Source organism: Nonomuraea sp. NPDC050451, assembly GCF_044458585.1.
This window is the reverse complement of record NZ_JBITHZ010000006.1, coordinates 275,402-292,852: the sequence shown is the minus strand read 5'-3', so window position 1 is coordinate 292,852 and position 17,451 is coordinate 275,402. Positions and strand designations below refer to the sequence as shown.

13 protein-coding genes are annotated in these 17,451 nt (G+C 72.3%); 4 read left to right on the top strand and 9 right to left on the bottom strand.

Annotated features, from left to right (window positions below):
* Positions 1 to 17: 17 nt before the first annotated feature.
* A complete protein-coding gene (locus tag ACIBI9_RS22220; RefSeq protein ID WP_397224047.1) occupies positions 18 to 1,301 on the top strand; it encodes an oxygenase MpaB family protein in 1,284 nt (427 codons plus the stop codon).
* Positions 1,298 to 4,516, top strand: coding sequence for an ATP-binding protein (locus ACIBI9_RS22215; protein ID WP_397224046.1), 3,219 nt, complete (start codon positions 1,298 to 1,300; stop codon positions 4,514 to 4,516). The genes ACIBI9_RS22220 and ACIBI9_RS22215 overlap by 4 nt, the downstream gene beginning before the upstream one ends.
* Positions 4,517 to 4,527: 11 nt before the next feature.
* On the opposite strand, the gene ACIBI9_RS22210 is transcribed toward ACIBI9_RS22215, so the two are convergent.
* The 8 genes from ACIBI9_RS22210 to ACIBI9_RS22175 form a co-directional block, all read right to left on the bottom strand.
* Complete coding sequence (locus tag ACIBI9_RS22210) at positions 4,528 to 5,271, bottom strand: SDR family NAD(P)-dependent oxidoreductase (RefSeq protein ID WP_397224045.1); 744 nt, start codon at positions 5,269 to 5,271, stop codon at positions 4,528 to 4,530.
* A gap of 26 nt (positions 5,272 to 5,297) precedes the next feature.
* Positions 5,298 to 6,557 carry a sensor histidine kinase gene (locus ACIBI9_RS22205; protein WP_397224044.1) on the bottom strand — a complete coding sequence of 420 codons (1,260 nt, stop codon included), beginning with the start codon at positions 6,555 to 6,557 and terminating at the stop codon, positions 5,298 to 5,300.
* A complete protein-coding gene (locus ACIBI9_RS22200) occupies positions 6,554 to 7,231 on the bottom strand; it encodes a response regulator transcription factor (protein WP_397224043.1) in 678 nt (225 codons plus the stop codon). Before ACIBI9_RS22200 ends, ACIBI9_RS22205 begins: the two co-directional genes overlap by 4 nt.
* Positions 7,232 to 7,324: 93 nt before the next feature.
* The gene (locus ACIBI9_RS22195) at positions 7,325 to 8,641 is read right to left on the bottom strand and encodes a cation:proton antiporter (protein ID WP_397224042.1); all 1,317 of its coding nucleotides are present in this window, start codon (positions 8,639 to 8,641) and stop codon (positions 7,325 to 7,327) included.
* A gap of 2 nt (positions 8,642 to 8,643) precedes the next feature.
* The gene (locus ACIBI9_RS22190; RefSeq protein WP_397224041.1) at positions 8,644 to 9,969 is read right to left on the bottom strand and encodes a cytochrome P450; all 1,326 of its coding nucleotides are present in this window, start codon (positions 9,967 to 9,969) and stop codon (positions 8,644 to 8,646) included.
* On the bottom strand, positions 9,963 to 11,006 hold the full coding sequence (locus ACIBI9_RS22185) for an alpha-hydroxy acid oxidase (RefSeq protein ID WP_397224040.1): 1,044 nt from the start codon (positions 11,004 to 11,006) through the stop codon (positions 9,963 to 9,965). Before ACIBI9_RS22185 ends, ACIBI9_RS22190 begins: the two co-directional genes overlap by 7 nt.
* Positions 11,006 to 12,565 (bottom strand): NAD(P)-binding domain-containing protein, encoded by a 1,560-nt coding sequence (locus ACIBI9_RS22180; RefSeq protein WP_397224039.1) that lies wholly within the window; start codon positions 12,563 to 12,565, stop codon positions 11,006 to 11,008. Before ACIBI9_RS22180 ends, ACIBI9_RS22185 begins: the two co-directional genes overlap by 1 nt.
* 39 nt (positions 12,566 to 12,604) lie before the next feature.
* Complete coding sequence (locus ACIBI9_RS22175) at positions 12,605 to 14,134, bottom strand: class I adenylate-forming enzyme family protein (protein WP_397224038.1); 1,530 nt, start codon at positions 14,132 to 14,134, stop codon at positions 12,605 to 12,607.
* A gap of 115 nt (positions 14,135 to 14,249) precedes the next feature.
* On the opposite strand from ACIBI9_RS22175, the gene ACIBI9_RS22170 reads away from it, so the two are divergent.
* Together ACIBI9_RS22170 and ACIBI9_RS22165 are read left to right on the top strand one after the other, a co-directional pair.
* Entirely contained in the window at positions 14,250 to 14,936 is a 687-nt protein-coding gene (locus tag ACIBI9_RS22170; protein WP_397224037.1) for a sulfotransferase family protein, read from the top strand.
* Positions 14,937 to 15,068: 132 nt separating this feature from the next.
* Complete coding sequence (locus ACIBI9_RS22165) at positions 15,069 to 16,418, top strand: leucine-rich repeat domain-containing protein (RefSeq protein WP_397224036.1); 1,350 nt, start codon at positions 15,069 to 15,071, stop codon at positions 16,416 to 16,418.
* On the opposite strand, the gene ACIBI9_RS22160 is transcribed toward ACIBI9_RS22165, so the two are convergent.
* Positions 16,408 to 17,307 (bottom strand): LLM class flavin-dependent oxidoreductase, encoded by a 900-nt coding sequence (locus ACIBI9_RS22160; RefSeq protein ID WP_397224035.1) that lies wholly within the window; start codon positions 17,305 to 17,307, stop codon positions 16,408 to 16,410. The genes ACIBI9_RS22165 and ACIBI9_RS22160 overlap by 11 nt on opposite strands.
* Positions 17,308 to 17,451: the final 144 nt, after the last annotated feature.

Here is a 17,451-nt window from a genome sequence, read left to right as displayed (position 1 = left end):
TCTGGAGTACGGGGTAGATGAACGATCACGAACGCTGGCCGGAGGAGAGATTCCGCCAGCTGCGACAGCAGGCGGACCCGGACATCGACAAGGTCGTGGCCGGATACCTGGACGACCAGCCCGCGGGAAGCGGGCCCCTGGATCTGGTGAAGGCGGTGATCCAGGAGCTGGCGGCGGCCAAGCGGGAGGCCAGGGCGCCGTCGGGCGAGCCGCCCGCCTCCGCGATCTTCGAGGCCATCGACTTCGCCGCGGAGCTGCCCGAGTGGGGCGACGACCGCGAGCTGCTGGCCAAGGGGCAGGCCGTCTTCGCCGACTACGGGCTCTACCAGTCGGCCGCGCTCTTCTGCAAGTGCCTGCCCATGGCGTACGTGGAGGTGTCCAGCGCCAAGGTGCTGGCCGGCGTCTCCCAGCTGGCCACGCACAGCCTCACCCGCCGGGTGGCCGAGACCGGGCAGATGCTGGTCGACGTGATGGGCCTGAAGGCCACGAACAGCCTGGAGCCCGGCCGCCCCGGGCACACCACGGCGATCGGCCTGCGGATCCTGCACTCCTTCGTCCGCGCCCTGGTCAACGAGCGTTTCGCTGACCACTGGGACACCGCGAGGTTCGGCCCCCCGGTCAACCAGGAGCTCCTGCTGGCCACCATCTTCGACTTCTCGGTGGTGACATGGGAGGCTCTGGAGAGCATGGGTGTGACGCTCTCCACGGAGCAGCGTGCGGCCCACCTCTACACGTGGAGCGTGTTCGGCCATCTCATGGGCGTGGAGGCCTGCCGTGACCGGCCTCTCACGCTCGAGGACGTCGAGCCGGTCAGCGAGCGCCTGGGCCGCCTGTACGAGTCCAGCGACGAGGGCCGCCGGCTGATGGCCCGGCTGCTGGAGGAGATGGAGGAGTTCATGCACCTGGGGTGGCGCAAGCTGCCGCGCAGCCTGGTGCACTGGGTCTTCCGCGACGCCGGGTACGGCGCCGACCGGGTGCCCGAGCTGTTGGGCGTGCCCAAGCCCGCCTGGTGGTTCACCGCGCTGTTCACGGCCGGCCGGGCGGCGCACCGGCACTCGGCGCTGGCCGGTCCGGTCGACGGCGTCGTCCGCTGGCTGGTGCGCAGGCTCGGGCGGCAGATCGTGGTCGCCCTGATCGACCGCCACTCCGACGGGCAGGCGGCGTTCAGGATCCCCGAAGACCTGGCCGGCGCCTGGCGGATCAAGCAGTCGCGCTCCGCCGTGAAGACGCGCGAGATCCGCCGCACGGTCCGCCAGAAGGTACGCGCGCCCGCGCGGGGACTGAAGGAGCGGCCCACGTGACCGCTCCCCACCCGCCCGGCACGCTGACCACGGCGACCATCCTGTTCACCGACGTGGTCAGCTCCACCGCCATGCGGATCAGGCTGGGCGAGGAACGCGCCAACGTGGTCTTCCGCCGCCTCTACCAGCTGCTCCGCTCGGTGGTGACGGCCAGCGGCTCGACGTTCACCAAGAGTCTGGGCGACGGGCTGATGGCCGTCTTCGACTCGGCGACGGCAGGGCTCGACGCGGTCATCGCGGTGCAGCAGGCGGTGGCCGACGAGAACGAGCGCGCCCCCGACAAGATCTCCATCAGGGCCGCGCTCGCCGCCGGCGACGTGTGCTGGGGCCACGACGACGTCAGCGGGCTGCCGACCGTCGAGGCGGCCCGGCTGGTCGCCATCGCGGAGGGCGGCCAGGTGCTCTGCACCGACCTGGTGCGGCGGCTGGCGCAGGGGCGCAGCCGGCACGAGTTCAAGGACCTGGGGCGGCTGCCGGGCAAGGGGCTGCGCGAGCCGCTGCACACGTACGAGCTGCACTGGCAGAGCGCCGACCACCACCAGGTCGCCGGGCTGGCCCCCTGGCTGGAGGACGGTCACGTGCTGCCGTTCGTCGGCCGCGACGAGGAGCTGCGGGCGCTGGACGGGGAGCTGGCGGCGGCCGAGTTCGGCAGCGGGCTGGTGATCCTGCAGGGCGACTCGGGGGTTGGCAAGACCCGGCTGGCCTCGGAGGTGGCCCGGCGGGCGCTCAAGCGGCAGTTCACGGTGCTGGCCGGGCGGTGCACGGATCCGGCGCGGCGGGCGTACGAGCCGATCGCCGGGGCGGTGGAGCGGCTGGCCCGCACCTCGCCCGCGCTGCTGCTGCGGGCCGGGGTCGACCAGCAGTGCGGCCAGCTCGTCCGCCTGGCGCCCTCACTGGCCGCTCCCCCGCTGTCGCTGGAGGTGCCGCCGGCCACCGAGCCGGTGTCCGAGCGCTACCACCTGATGGCGGCGGCCCGCACGCTGATCGAGCGCCTGACCACCGTGCGGCCGGTGCTGCTGGTGATCGACGACCTGCAGTGGGCGACGCTGGAGTCGCTGCAGATGCTCAACGCCCTCATGTGGGACGCCGAGGCCCTGCCGCTGCTGGTCCTGGCCACCTCGCGGCCCCTGCTGGTCGACTCGCCGGCCGAGTCGGCCCTGCCTGAGCTGCACAAGCTGACGGCCGACAGCCGCACGATCGAGGTCCCCTCCTTCGGGCTGGACGAGGTCTCCCACGCGCTGGCGGAGGTGCGCGGCGGCGGCGACTCCGAGCTGCTGCACCGGATCACCGGCGGCAACGCGTTCCTGGTCAGCGAGGTGGTCAGGGAGCTGGCCGCGGGCAAGGAGCTCGACGGGCTGACCGTGCCCGACTCGGTGACGAGGATGGTCATGGCCCGGCTCTCGCAGCTCCACCCCGACGCCAGAGACCTGGTCAACCTGCTGGCCGTCGGCGAGCGCATGGAGTCGGCCGAGCTGCGGGCGGGGCTGGGGCTCGACGAGGCCAGGTTCGTGGCCGCGGTGGAGGAGGCCATGGGCGCGGGCCTGGTGACCATGTCGGACGGCGGGTCCTGCCGGTTCTCCCACGAGCTGACCAGGACCGCCCTCTACGCCAAGCTGTCCGCGCCGCGGGCGGGGCTGCTGCACGGCAAGGTCGCCGACGCGCTGTGCCAGACCGACCCGCGCGCCATGGAGACCCGGCCGTACGTCGTGGCCACCCACCTGCTGGCCGCCGCCGAGCACGGCCGCGACCCGGCCCGGGTCAGCGCGGCGGCGGACGCGGCCGTGCACGCGGCGCAGCACGCGCTGGCCGGGCTGGCCCACCGCGAGGCGGTCACCTGGTACCAGCGGGTGCTCGACCTGCTGGCCGACTTCCCCGGCGCCACGCTGGAGCGGCGGGCGGAGCTGCTGGTGGAGTGCGGCCGGGCCATGTGGCTGGCCGGCGACCCCGACGCCAGGCAGACCCTCGTGCGGGCGGCCGACCTGGCCAGGCAGTGCGAGCGCTCCGACCTGATCGTGATCGCGGCCCTCGGCGGCGACCGCGGCTTCTCCACCATCTCGGCGGCGCCCGACCAGCAGCGCATCGCCCTGCTGACCGAGGCGCGCAAGCTGGTCGACTCCACCGACCTGAGCACCCGGGCGCTGCTGGCGGCCCAGCTCGCCTCCGAGCTCATCTGGGCTCCGGACGGCGAGCGGCGCTTCGCGCTGAGCGACGAGGCCGTGGCCCTGGCCCGCAAGTCGGGCGATCCGCGCACGCTCGCCAGCGTTCTGGGGCAGCGCAGCCTGACGATCATCCCCGCCGACCCGCTGCACCAGCGCCACCGCGACGGCGACGAGATGCTGGAGGCGGCCCGCCGCACGGGGGACGACCTGGCGCTGTTCCACGCGTACGTGCAGCGCACTCCCCCGGTGCTCGACGGCGGCGACGTGACCAGGGCCGCGATGCTGCTCGGCGAGGCCGACGAGCTGGCGCGCCGGCTGGCCCAGCCGCACCTCAACTGGCTGATCGGCTACTCCAGGGCCGGCCTGACGCTGATGCAGGGCGACCTGGCGCAGGCCGAGTCGGAGGCGCAGGCGGCCCTGCGGCTGGGCTCGGAGATCGGCCGCCGCCTGGAGGCCGTGGCCATCTACTCGTCGCAGATCGCCGAGATACGGCGGCTGCAGGGGCGGCTGTGGGAGCTGCGCGACCGCTATCGCCGTGCCGCCCAGGCGCCGCGCGTCGACCCGGTGCACGCGATCCTGCGGTATCTGTGCGAGATGGCCGACGAGGAGGCCGCGCCCCTGCTCGACCGCATCCTGGCCGACGGCGGCGCCACGCCGCCCCGCAACATGGCCCACCGGCCCGCCCTGGACAACCTCGCCGTGGCCGCCTCCCGCCTGGGGCGGGCGGAGCTGGCCGAGCAGCTGTACGGCTCGCTGGCCTCCGACGGGCAGACATTCGGCCACGGCGCGGTGGCCCACCACTGCGGGCACCACTATCTGGCGCACCTGTGCGTGGCGACGGGCTCACCGCAGCGGGCGTCCGAGCACTTCGAGGCCGCGGCCGAGGTGCACGAGCGGCGGGGGGTACCGCTCATGCTGGCGGAGTCGCTGCTCGACTGGGCCGACCTGCTGGACGGGGGCGAGGTGAGCGGGCCGAAGCCGGCCGACCTGCGCAAGTGGTGCGCCTCGCTGCTGCAGGACCGCGGCGCGATCCTGCTGGAGCGGCGGCTGCGCTGAGCCCGCGGGGATCAGCGCAGGTAGGAGGCGCCGTTGAGGTCGAGCACGGCGCCGCTGGCCCATTCGGCGGCCGGGGAGGCCAGGTAGGCGACGGCCGCCGCGATCTCCTCCGGCCGCGCCACCCGCCCGAACGGGCTCTGCGCCCGGATCGCGTCCCCCTCAGGGCCCGTGAGGTACTCGGTCGTCATGTCCGTCTCGACGAAGCCGGGCGCCACGGCCGCCACCGCGATCCCGCGCGGGGCGAGCGCGACGGCCAGCGACTGGCCCAGCGCGTTCAGCCCGGCCTTGCTCGCCCCGTAGGCTGGGCTGTCCGGCTCGCCGCGGAAGGCGCCGCGCGAGGAGACGTTGATCACGCGGCCGCCGGCGGGCATGTGCTGGACGGCGCACCAGATGACGTTGGCCGTTCCCACCAGGTTGACGTCGAGCGTGCGCCGCCAGGCGCTCTGCCACTCCTCGTACGACAGCTCCGTGAGGGGATGGTGGAAGTAGACGGCGGCGTTGTTGACCAGCACCTCGATCCCTCCCAGGGCGTCGGCCGCCGCGTCCACCATGCGGCGCACCGCCTCCGGGTCGGCCAGGTCGCCCCGCACGATCGTGTGCCCCTGGCCGGGCAGCTCCGCCAGCAGGTCCTGGGCCTCCTTCTCGGAATTCCGGTGATGGATCGCGACCCGGTCGCCCTGCGCGGCGAAGGCCGCCGCGACCGCCCGTCCGATACCTCTCGACGCACCTGTGACAAGAACTCCACGCCCGCTCATGTCGCCGCACGCTAGCAGGTGGTCGTTCAGAGGCGGCGTTCGGGCTCACGCTCCGTCGGCGCCCACAAGGGCGCGGCGGCCGGGCCGGCGGGCAGGCTGACGGTGAAGGTGGCGCCGGCGCCCGGGCGGCCGTCCGCGGTGATGGTGCCGTGGTGGCCCTCCACCACCTCCCGTACGAGCGCCAGTCCCAGCCCGAAGCCTCCTCCCACGAACCGGGCGAAGAGGCGTTCCGTGTGCGCCGGGTCGAAGCCCACGCCGTCGTCGCGCACGGTCAGCCGGACCAGGTCGCGGTCCCGGGACAGGGTCACCCAGATGTGGCCGCCCACGCGCGTGTGGCCCAGGGCGTTGTCCAGGAGGGCCGAGACCACGCGGCGCAGCGCGGACTCCACGCCGCGCACCACGTGATCGCCCGGCCCTTCGCACCGGACCTCGATCGTCACCCCCTTGGCCTCCGCGCGGGCGCCCTCGGCCACGGCCAGCCCGTAGGCCAGCACCGCGAGGTCCACGGGCCCGAACGGGCGGCGCAGCTGCTGGAACTGGGCCGACTGGAGCAGGTCCTCGACCACCTCGCCCAGCTGCCTGGTGCCGGTCACGAGCTGGTCCACCTCGTCGATGAGCAGGATCGGGTCCGTGCCGCCCCGCAGCCGGCGGGACAGGAGCTGGGCGCGGGTGTGCAGGCGGGTGAGCGGGCTGCGCAGCTCGTGGCTGACGTCGGCGGCGAAGCGGTGCTGGCGCGCCAGCGCCTCGCCGAGCGGCGCGATGGCGCGGCGGGAGATGACCTGGCCCACCAGCAGCGCGGCCAGCAGGCCGCCGATCTCCGCGCCGCCGAGCGTGCGGAGCAGCCGCTGCCGTTCGGCGTCCTGGTAGCGCAGGTCCAGTGCCGCCTGGAAGGTGGCCTCGCCGCGCCGCTGGGTGCGGATGAGGTACGCGTGCCCGTCCACCTGGACCTCCTCGACCCTGGGCGGCAGCCCGGTGGCGACCTGGTCCATGGGCGCGCGTACCGGAAGCGCCTGCGGCGCGCCCGGGGAGCTCTCCACGGTGCCGTCGGGCCGCAGCGCGTAGAGCCAGACGCAGGGAGGAGGGTGGGCGATGGGGGCGCGCTGGACGGCGGCGGTCAGGTCGCGGCGGGCGGAGTCGGCCTGCTGGTGCACCATGACGCAGTAGACCAGCACCCCGGCCAGGGCCAGAACCAGCGAGATCGCGCCGGCCACCTGCGCGGTGATGCGGCGGCGGGCCCGCTTCAGCAGCCGCCGCTCGAGCTCCGATCCGCGCGCCGGCGGGCTCATAACTCGCCCAGGCGGTAGCCCACGCCCCGCACGGTGTACACGACCCCTGATCCCAGCTTGTTGCGCAGGTAATAGACGTACGTGTCCACGATCGATTCCTTGTTGGCTCCGTCGAAGACCCGCTGCCGGAGCGACGTGCGGGTGTGTACCTGCCGGGGGCGGGCCGCCAGGGCGCTGAGCAGCCGGCACTCCTGCCCCGACAGCGCCACCTGCTCCCCGCTCGGCAGCCGGACGATGTGCGACTCGGAGTCCAGCCAGCCCGCGCCGAGCGGCAGCAGCGTGGCCTGGTCGAGGTGCCTGCGGTGCAGGGCCCGCACCCTGGCCAGCAGCTCGTCGATCTCGAACGGCTTGACCAGGTAGTCTTCAGCGCCCGCGTCCAGCCCGGCGACCCGGTCGGCGAGCGAGCCGAAGGCGGTCAGCACCAGCACGGGGGTGGTGACCGCCTGCCGTCGCAGCCGCCGCATGAGGTCGATACCGTCGAGCGACGGCAGGCCGCGATCGATGATCAGCACGTCGTACGAGCGGCTCAGCCCCAGATGCAGCCCGCGCTGCCCCTCCAGAGCCAGATCGACCGTGTATCCCTCCTCGGTGAACAGGTCGACGAGCATGCGCCCCAGTTCGCGGTCATCCTCGATGACCAGCAGCCGACGGGCTGTACCCGGTGTTCCAGCCACCAGACCACGGTTACACCACGCCCCGGGGAATTACCAGGTCCACTCGGGCATTGGCTGATCGAAAACCGGGCGCACCACGGCTCACCTGCGCGATCACGATGGATTGGACCTGACCAGCTCCGAAACTTCCGCGGTCTTGCTCCGGGTCTCCAGGCGCTCGGGCAGCGCCAGCTTGTAGAGGGGCAGCGCGCCGGCCGTGGTGAGGATGGCCACGAGCACCAGCATCGCGAAGAGCTCCTGGTTGATCATGCCCTGGGCCAGGCCGATGTTGATGAAGATGAGGATCATCAGCCCGCGGGCGTTCATGAGCGCCCCCACCGCGTACGACTCCCGCCAGCCGAACCCCATCCCCTTCATCGCCAGCGCGCACCCGAAGTACTTGCCGCAGAACCCGGCGAGCAGGATCAGCCCGAACGCCAGCAGCAGGGCGCCGCCCGCGATGCCCCCGAGGTGGGTGTTCAGCCCCGAGAAGGTGAAGAACGTGGGCAGCAGCAGCGTCGAGACGATCTCCATCATCCGGCCGTGCAGCGCCTCGCGGAACTTCGGGTCACGGGGCATGGCCAGGCCGGCGAGGAATCCGCCGAAGACCGAGTAGACGCCGATCCAGTCCGTCAGCCAGCCGGCCGTCAGCGGCACGAGGACGACGACGTACATGCCGGTGGGGCCCAGGCGGCCGGTGCGGGCGACGTTCGCGCCCATCGGGCGCAGCAGGGGTGCGACCACCTTGAGCATCACGACGGCGAACACCGCGGTCAGGCCGATGGTGGGCAGCGCCCCGCCGGCGCCGCTGCCGAGGTGCATGGCCGACAGGACGGCCAGGATGCACCAGGCCAGGGCGTCGTCGATGGAGGCGGCGATGAGGGTGAGCCGGCCGACCGGGGTGTTCTCCAGGCCGCGCTCGTACAGGATCCTGGCCAGCATGGGGAACGCGGTCAGCGACAGCGCCCCGCCGACGAACAGGGCGAACTGGAAGGGGCTGATGTCCGGCAGCGAGAGCAGGTCGTACAGGAGGAGTCCCGCGCCGAAGCCCAGCAGCAGCGAGGGGACGATCCCCGAGACGGCCAGCGCGGACGCCTTGCGGACCTCGCCGGGCGTGCGCCCGCTGTGGTCGAGCCCCGCCCCGACCAGGAACATGTAGAGCGTCAGGCCGATGGTGCTCAGCACGTACAGGACCGGCCTGACCTCCTTCGGGAACAGGGCCGCCTGCGCGTCGGGGAAGAGCCAGCCGAAGAACGTCGGCCCGAGGAGCACGCCGGCGACCATCTCGCCGAGCACGCGCGGCTGCATCACCATCTGCGCCAGCCGGCCGCAGATCGCCGCGACGATCAGGATCACGACGAGGGCGGGCAGGACCTTGAGTATGAGGGCGAGGTTCGGGTCGGGAGGCGTGACGTGGGCCAGTACGGTCATGTTCAGTTCTCCGCTGGGGGATCGAAGTGGATCTCGCAGAGCCGTTGCCGGCGGGCGTCCCAGACCATGTACGTGCCGAGGACGAGTTGCACGAGGCTGCGCCAGACGTCCTCCCAGCGGTCGCGGACCCGCATGAGGACGAGCGCGGCGCGGGGCGGGGACGCGTGCGGCGGGGTGAGCAGGCACGGCCCACGGTTGGGCAGCGACCGGGTGTGGGCGGCCGAGGAGTGCAGGGCGTGGCGGTGCAGGATCTCCCGCGCCGCGACCCGCATCGCGATCGGCGCCAGCCGCCAGGCCGGGCAGGGCCGGTTGGCGGCGACGCCGAACGGGATGTGGTTGAGCTCCTTGGCGGGCCGGTCGAAGCGGCCCGGGTCGAAGCGGTCCGGATCCGTGAACCCGGCGCGGTGGAACTCGGGATAGTTGAAGCAGAGCACGGACCCGGCCGGGATCACGGCGCGCTCGCCGAGCGGGATCTCGCCGGTGGTGACGCGGTGGGCGATGCCGAAGAGCGGGTAGAGCCGCAGCGTCTCGGAGATGACCTGGTCGAGGTAGCGGTCGTCCCCCGTACGGGCCCGCTCCTGCACGCCCGGATGCTGCGCGAGGACCATCAGCAGGTGGGCCATGGCCTCCGACAGCTGGACGACGGCGGTGTTGAAGAAGGCGCCCTGGAGGTAGAACGCCTGTTCCTGGGGCGACAGGCCGGCGGGGAGCGGGATCCGCACGCGTGACAGGCGGCCGAGCAGGTAGCGGGTCAGGCGGTGGCGGCGTTCCATGTGCCGCAGGCCGGTGCACTTGAGCGAGGTGACCACGTCGTTCGCGTTGCCCACGATCAGGTCGCGGGCTTCGCGCGGGCACGGCTCGGCGAACACCAGCTCGTAGGAGAACTCGGCCCACAGCGGCATCGTCAGGTCGCGCAGCCGTACCAGCCCCCGCGCATCCGCCAGCGTGCGGGCGGCGCAGCGGCGCGTGAGCTCCTCGGCCTCGTCGCGCGGCACGGCGAGCAGGCCGCGCGTCGCCCTGGCCACCGCGTCGTACCGCTCGCCCGCCTCCAGGTGCTCCTGGTGCATCTCGGGGCCGGGCGACAGCCAGTACCAGAACAGGTCCGACAGCGCGGCGCCCCTGCTCCGCCCGCCGGCGGCCGGGTGCGAGTAGACCTCCTTGAAGCGGTCGACGCCCACGAGGTCGCCGGGGACGGGGATGCTTTCGTCCCCGTTGATCCGGTTGAAGACGCGTACGCGCAGCGCCACGACCCTCGCGGGCAGCCACCACGGCAGGCTCACCACGACCGCCAGGGCCAGCGACAGGATGATCCACCCGATGATCAGCATGGCCGCCGCACCATGCCCGGGTCGAGGTCGCCGATCGACGCGCAGCCGCACAGCGCGAGCGCGTGCTCGACCTCCGCGCGCAACCGGCCGAGCACGCGGAACACTCCCCGCTCGCCGTCCGCCGCCAGCCCCCAGATCACCGGGCGGCCGACGGCGACCGCGGCGGCACCGAGCGCCAGCGCCTTCAGCACGTCCGTGCCGCGCCGGATCCCGCCGTCGAGCAGCACGGGAACGGCTCCGCCGACGGCCTCGGCGATGTCCGGCAGCAGGTCGATCGAGGCGGGAACGGTGTCGAGCTGCCGCCCGCCGTGGTTCGAGACCATGATCGCCGAGACGCCGTGGTCGAGCGCGATCCGGGCGTCGCCGGGATGCGTGACGCCCTTGACCGCGATCGGCAGCGCGGTCATCTCCCGGAGCCGGTCGATGTGCTCCCACGACAGCTCGGGCGACATGAGGATCGGGCGCACCCGGTCGCCGTCGCGCAGGTTCTCGCAGCACAGGTACTCGGGCAGGTCGTGGAAGTCGTTGCGCAGGTCCCGCTCGCGCCGCCCGAGCACGGGCGAGTCCACGGTGACGACCAGCGCCTTGCAGCCGGCCGCCTCGGCGCGGCGCACGACGGTCTCGGTGAAGGCCAGGTCCGGCTGCACGTACAGCTGGAACCAGAGCTCGGCGCCGGGCGCGGCGGCCGCCACCTCCTCGATCGCGACGGTGGCGGCCATGCTCACGATCATGATCGTCTCGGCGGCGGCGGCCGCGCGCGCGGTGGCCCGCTCGCCCTCCGGGTCGGCGAGGCGGTGGAACGCGGTCGGCGCCACCAGCACGGGCATGGCGGCGCGGCTGCCGAGCAGGGTGAGGCCGGTCTGCAGCTTGGCCGCGCCGCGCAGCACCCTGGGCAGCAGGCCGATCCGGGCGAACGCGGCCTCGTTCGCGCGCACGGTGACCTCCTCACCGGCCCCGCCGGCGAAGTAGTCGTAGTGCGCGGGGTCGAGGCGGGCGCGGGCCTCGGCCTCGAACTCGCGCAGGCTCCACCGCTCCATCAGACCGGTACGGACGTCAGCTGCTCGGCGAAGAAGGCCCGGAGAGGCTCGATGTGGATCTCCTTGGAGTTCCACTCGTTCTCGAGGTTCTCGGTGATGTGGTGGGCGACCGGGGGCTGACCGGGCACGTGGTGGCGGACGATGGGGTGGAGGTAGTGGCCCTCGTGCGCGCGGGCCGAGTCGCTCTGGCTGATCCGGCCCACCTCGATGTCGAAGGGGTCGATCTTGTCGTGGTCAGGCCCGTAGTCCAGGGTGATCGCGAAGTGGCCGCGGTCGCCGATCGGCGGGCCCTGCAGGTCGTACGGCAGTTCCTCCAGGTAACGGGCGGTGTCCCCGTCGGGCACGACGACGTCGGCCAGCAGCCCGAACTGCTGCCACAGCGCCGAGGTGCGGTTGACCCGTTCGATGACCGCCGCCGCGAGCGCCGCCGGGTCGGCGGGCAGCACCCTGGCGGGCCAGGGCACGCCGTGATAGCGGGACTCCAGCACGCGGTGCAGCGCGCGCACGCCGTACCGGAAGCCGTGGATGAAGCCGCTGGTGCCGTGCTTGAAGTCGCGTGACTGCGTGATCGTGCCGGCGAAGTAGAGGTCCGGCACGTTGACGGACTCGTAGGCCGGGGTGAGCGAGGGGAACCTGTCGTTGATCACCAGCTCGGGGCGGCAGGCGTCGCCGAAGATCGAGCCGTCGAAGCGGAAGCCGGTGCACAGGATCACGCTGTCGTACGGGATGTCCTTGGTGACCTCGTCGACCCGGGCGAAGGAGACCGTCACCAGGTACGTGCCGTCCGGTCTGCGCTCGACGCGCCTGACGTCGCCGTCGAGGATCGCGTTCTGCGACTTGAGCTGGTACGTGTCCAGCAGGCCGTTGTTGACCGCCCGCAGGTGGCCGACGTAATGGGTGCGCCAGGCCATGCGGACCGAGTGCGGGCCCGCCACGTGGATGACCGCGGCGGTCTCCATCAGGTTGTCGGCCGTCTCGAAGGCCGAGTTGCCCTTGCCGATGACGAGCACGCGCTGGTTGACGTAGTCGGACGGGTCGGTGGAGTGGGTGCCGTACAGGTCGGCCGTCTCGATGCCCGGGATGGGCGGGACGTTGGGCTTGGTGACGCCGGTCGCGACGATGACCCTCTTCGCCTCGTACGTGCGCCCGGTCTCGTCCGTCACCCGGAATATGGGGCCGGGCCGGTCCACGCGGACCACCCGGGACTCGTAGGCGATGCGCAGGCCGCGCTTCTGGGCGAAGTCGGCCAGGTAACGGACCATGTCGTCGGCGTGCGGGAAGTACCGGTCGCTGTAGCGGGTGAACAGCAGGTCGGGGTCGTCGGACAGCAGCGAGTTCCAGTCCATCCGGAGATTGAGCTCCGGGTCGTCCCATCCGGTGTACTTCTTGTTGATCGAGATCAGCGTGCGATGGCGCGGGTTGGTGCGGAAGAACTGGCCCGGCGCGGGACCCGCCTCGAGGATCAGGTAGTCCCGCCCCTGCTCGTGCAGGAAATACCCCAGCTGCAAACCCGCGGGTCCCGCGCCGATCACCAGGTAGTCCAGGGTCTTGTCCGGCACTGAAGCCTCCGTCACAACGATGTGATTGAACGGACAACCTCAGTGTTGGCGGGCAATTCTCAGAATTTGCTCAGAGAGGGCGCGTTTGTCGGGCTTGCCGCTGGTGGCGAGGGGGACAGCGGGCACGATCGTGATCGTCTTGGGGATGCTGTCCTCGCCGAGCTGCGCGCGTACCAGCGCCCTCAGCCCGGCCTGGTCCGGGGTCCGGCCCGCGGCCGGGACGACGAACGCGTGCACGGCCTCGCCCGTGCCCTCGTCGGGGGCGCCCACCACGTACGCCTCGTCCACGTCGGGGTGGCCGGTCAGCGCGCGCTCGATCGGGCCCGCGTACACCACCATGGCGTTGACCATGATCACGTCGCGGGAGCGGCCGGCCAGGTGGAGGAAGCCGTCCTGGTCCACGTGGCCGAGGTCGCGGGTGCGCAGCCAGCCGTCCTTCAGGGTCTCGCGGGTCTCCTCCTCGTCGCCCCAGTAGCCCCGCATCAGGTACGGGCTGCGTACGTGGATCTCCCCCGTCACGCCCGGAGACAGTTCGTCGTCGTGCTCGTCGCGCACGCTGATCTCGACCCCGGGATGCGGGCGGCCGACGGGCTCCAGCACGCCGGCGGCGATGTGGTCGGGGGTGAGCATGGCGATGTTGCCCGCCTCGGTCTGGCCGTAGCCCTGGTAGACGACCGGGCCCAGCTTCTCGACGGCCTCGGCCAGCCGCCGCGCGCTGATGGGCGACCCCGAGACCATCAGCGCCCGCAAGCTACCCACATCCACCTCGTCCAGAAATTTCAGCATCTGGAACAGCCGGGGCACGGTGATGATCGAGCCGGTGATCCGGTGGCGCTCGATCGCGTACGGGAAGATCGGCCGCCCGTCGTCCTCGGGGATCACCGCCGTGCCGCCGCCGAGCAGGCACGGCGCCACGAACTCCATCACGACCATGCTGGCCAGCGTGCCGAACAGCAGGTACCGCTCGAAGGCCCTGGCCAGCCCGGCCGCGACGGGCGACCACACGCGCGGCTGCCACGCCCAGTGCTCGCCGAGCGCCCGGTAGGTGATCGCGCACCCCTTCGGGCGGCCGGTGCTGCCGCTGGTGAAGGTCAGGGCCGCCACGTCGTCGGGGCGGGCGGTCAGGGTCAGCGGCCGTCCGTCGTCGGGGTGGGCCAGCAGGTCGCCGGCGCCCGTACAGGGGCCCAGGGACAGCGTCGGCCGTCCGGGAAGGTGGCGGGCCGCGACGCGGCGCAGGTCGGGGGTCGCGGTCGTGGGGTCCACGAGCAGGGCGTCGATCCCCATCCCCAGCACGTGGGCGAGCTGCCCCTCCGGGTAGCCGGGCCGGATGCCGACGACCCGGCAGCCCAGCGTGTGCGCGGCCATGTGGGCGGCGAACGCCTCGGGCGTGATGGCCGTACGCACCGCGACGGCCCGCCCCGGGCCCAGGCCCGCGGCGCGCATCGCGCCCGCCAGCCGCCGGATCAGCTCCAGCAGCTCACCCCTTGAGAGCGTCCTGTCGCCGTGCTCGAAGGCCGGGCGGTCCGGGGCGTCGCGCAGCGCGTCGAGCAGAGGCTGCGGGAAGAGCATGTGCGCCTCCTCTGTGCTTTCATGTTTCGTGATTCACCGCTTTTTCGGGATTCACCGCGACGTTAGACAGCACAGATCAGAGCCGCATCAGAGACGTGCAGGTGGTGAGCGCGACGTGAAGGTGATCGGCGCGGGCTTCGGGCGCACGGGTACGCGATCGCTCAAGGCGGCCCTCGAGATCCTGGGTTTCGGCCCCTGTTACCACATGTCCACGATCATCGCGGAGCCGTACCGCGTCCGGCAGTGGCTCGACGTCGGGGAGGGCCGCTCCCGCGACTGGGACACGCTGTTCACCGGCTTCCGGTCGGCGCTCGACTGGCCCGCCTCCGCGTACTGGCGCGAGCTGGCCGAGCACTACCCGGAGGCCAAGGTCGTCCTGACCGTCCGCGACCCCGCCCGCTGGTACGAAAGCGTCAGCGAGACCATCTTCCGCAGCGCCCTGGAGGAGCGCCGGCTCCCCCTGCGCCGCCGGGTGACCCGCTGGCTGGTGGCTCGCCGCGCGCCCGACTTCGCCCTGTACCCGCGCATGGCGCGGGCGACCGTCATGGACCGCGTCTTCGGCGGCCGCGTCGACGACCGCGACCACGTCCTCGGCGTCTACGAACGGCACGCGGCCGAGGTGCGGGCGGCGATCCCGGCGGAGCGGCTGCTGGTGTTCGAGGTGCGGGACGGGTGGGAGCCGCTGTGCGCGTTCCTCGGCGTGCCTGTGCCGGAGGCGCCGTTCCCGCAGGTCAACGAGCGGGCGGCGTTCCACGCGAAACGGCCGCGCCGGCTGTTCCGGCTCATCGTACGCGGGCGCTGAAGCCCGTCACCGGCCCCGCCTTCCCCCGGGGAGCCGCGATCGGCCGGTACGTCGAGCGCGTGCCACGGGCGGCCACCCGCGTCCCGTCGAACGCCCTCCCGGGAAGATCGCGAATGCGTAGGGTGGCGTGGCATGAACCTGGACCTTTCCGACTACCGCGCCAGGCTGGCGTCCGCGTCCCCGGAACGTGCCTGGAAATCCCTGCGCGAACTCACGCTCCACGGCGAGGGCGACGCGCTCGCGCTGGCCGCGGAGTTCGCGGAGTTCGCGGAGATCGCCGAGCCGTCGTCCGAGAAGCTGCTCAAGCTGTGGCCGCAGGCGCTCGACCCCGACGCCTTCGCCGAGCACCTGCTCGCCCCCGCCTTCGACGACGAGGGCCGTACCGAGCTGGAGCTGCGCCGCCGTGACTCGCTCGCCGGGCTGCGCCACCTGACGACATTGCGGACGCTGGTCCTGGACCACTGCAAGGGCCTCACCGACCTCTCCGAGCTCGCCGCGCTGACCGAGCTGCGCGAGCTCAAGCTGGACGGCTGCGCGGCCGTCAGCGACCTGCGCCCGCTCGCCGGGCTCATCAGGCTGGAGGTGCTCGAGGTCGGCAGCTCTCCCGCAGTGTCCGACGTCTCCCCGCTGCTCGGCCTGCGCAACCTGCAGCGTCTCAGTCTGCGCAGCAGCGGGGTGACCGGCGTCGAAGGGTTCGGCGAGGCGTTCCCGTACCTGGACCGCCTCAGCCTCGACAACTGCAGGTTCATCGAGGACATCCGGCCGCTGTCCGGGCTGCGCCGCCTGACCGAGCTGGAGGTGAGCCGTACCAAGATCACAAGCCTCGAGGGCCTGTACGAGCTCGACTCCGTGACCGAGCTGCACCTGCACTGCGCCCGCCTGACCAGCCTCGACGGCATCGCCGCCATGCCCGCGCTCGAAAGGCTCTATCTCGGCGGCTGCACGAAGCTGAAGAGCCTCGACGGCCTCGGCCACCACCCCCGCCTGACGAACCTCGGCCTGCCCAGCGCGCCGCTCCCCGACCTGCGCCCGCTGTCGCGGCTGCCCGCCCTGACCGAGATCGCCATCGACAACTTCAACAAGCTCACCTCGCTCGACGGGCTCGAAGGGCACCCGTCGATCAGCGAGGTGTACCTGGCCTACACCGAGCTCATGAAGGACTTCACAGCGCTCGCGCGCATGCCCGCCCTGCGCGTCCTGACCCTGCAGGGCCTGGACCACCTCTCCGACCTCAGCCCGTTCGCGGGGCTGCCGGGACTGAAGGAGCTCCACGTCGCCTACACCGACGACCTGACCACCCTGGACGGGCTCGAGCGACTGCCCTCCCTGCGCGCCCTGCACCTCGACAACTGCGACTCGCTGGGCGACCTGGGGGAGGTCACCGGCTTCCCGTCGCTCAAGGAGGTCACCGTGAGCCGCTGCCCGGCCCTGCCGCCCGACCTCCTGTCCGACCTGCGTGCCCGGGGCCTGCTCAGCGGCTGACCTCAGCCGCCGCCCGGGCCGACGCGGTGATGAGCTCGTCGGCGACCCACCGCGCGACGCCGGCGGGGTAGGGCGCCGACAGTCCGAGGACGATGTGCCGGAAGCCGGCGTCGATCACCTCGCCGATCGCGTCCCGGGTGATGTCGGGCTGGTCGTAGGAGACCGGCAGGTGGATCGAGCGGATGATCGAGGCGGGGTCGCGACCGAGCTCGATGCAGTAGCGGTCCAGCAGCCGGCTGCGGCGGACGACGTCGTCGATGTCGCCGCCGGGGATGTTCCACAGGTCGGCGTGCTCGGCGGCCACGCGCAGCGTCGGGCCCGAGCGCCCGCCGATGAGGATGGGCGGATGGGGGCGCTGGACGGGCTTGGGGTTGCAGAACGCGCCGGTGAGCTTGACATAGGTGCCGTGGAAGTCGAACGGTTCGGCCTCGGTCCACAGCCGCCGGATCACCGTGCACGCTTCGGCGAGACTCCCCACGGCATGGGCGGTGTCGTGGAAGGGCAGGCCGTGCGCTTCGTACTCGCGCCTGGCCGAGGGCCAGCTCGGTCGTGAGCCGACGCCGATGCCGAAGTCGAGCCGTCCGCCGGAGACGATGTCGACGGTCGCGGCGATCTTGGCCAGCAGCGCGGGCGGCCGGAAGCGGTTGCTGGTCACGAGCAGGCCGAGGCGTAGCCGCGCGGTCTGCGCGGCGAGGGCCGAGAGCAGGGTCCAGCCTTCGTAGGTCGTTCCGTCGGGGTCGCCGAAGATGGGCAGGAGGTGATCGAACAGCCACGCGTGCTCGATCTCCGGGATCGTGTCCGCCTCGCGCCAGACCCGCAGGACGTCCTGGTAGCCGACCTGCGACGGGGCGGTCATGATCCCGAAGCGCGGCCGGGAGGTGTGCAACATCGGGCCGTTGGTCCTTTCGATCGTTCAATCGGAACACGGTTCAGCACGGCGCTTCATTACGGGCGCTCAGCTTGGTGGCCAGGTCTCTGCTCTGGCATTATGAGCAATCGGAACCTCGTTCCGACAACGATAAGGAACACGGTT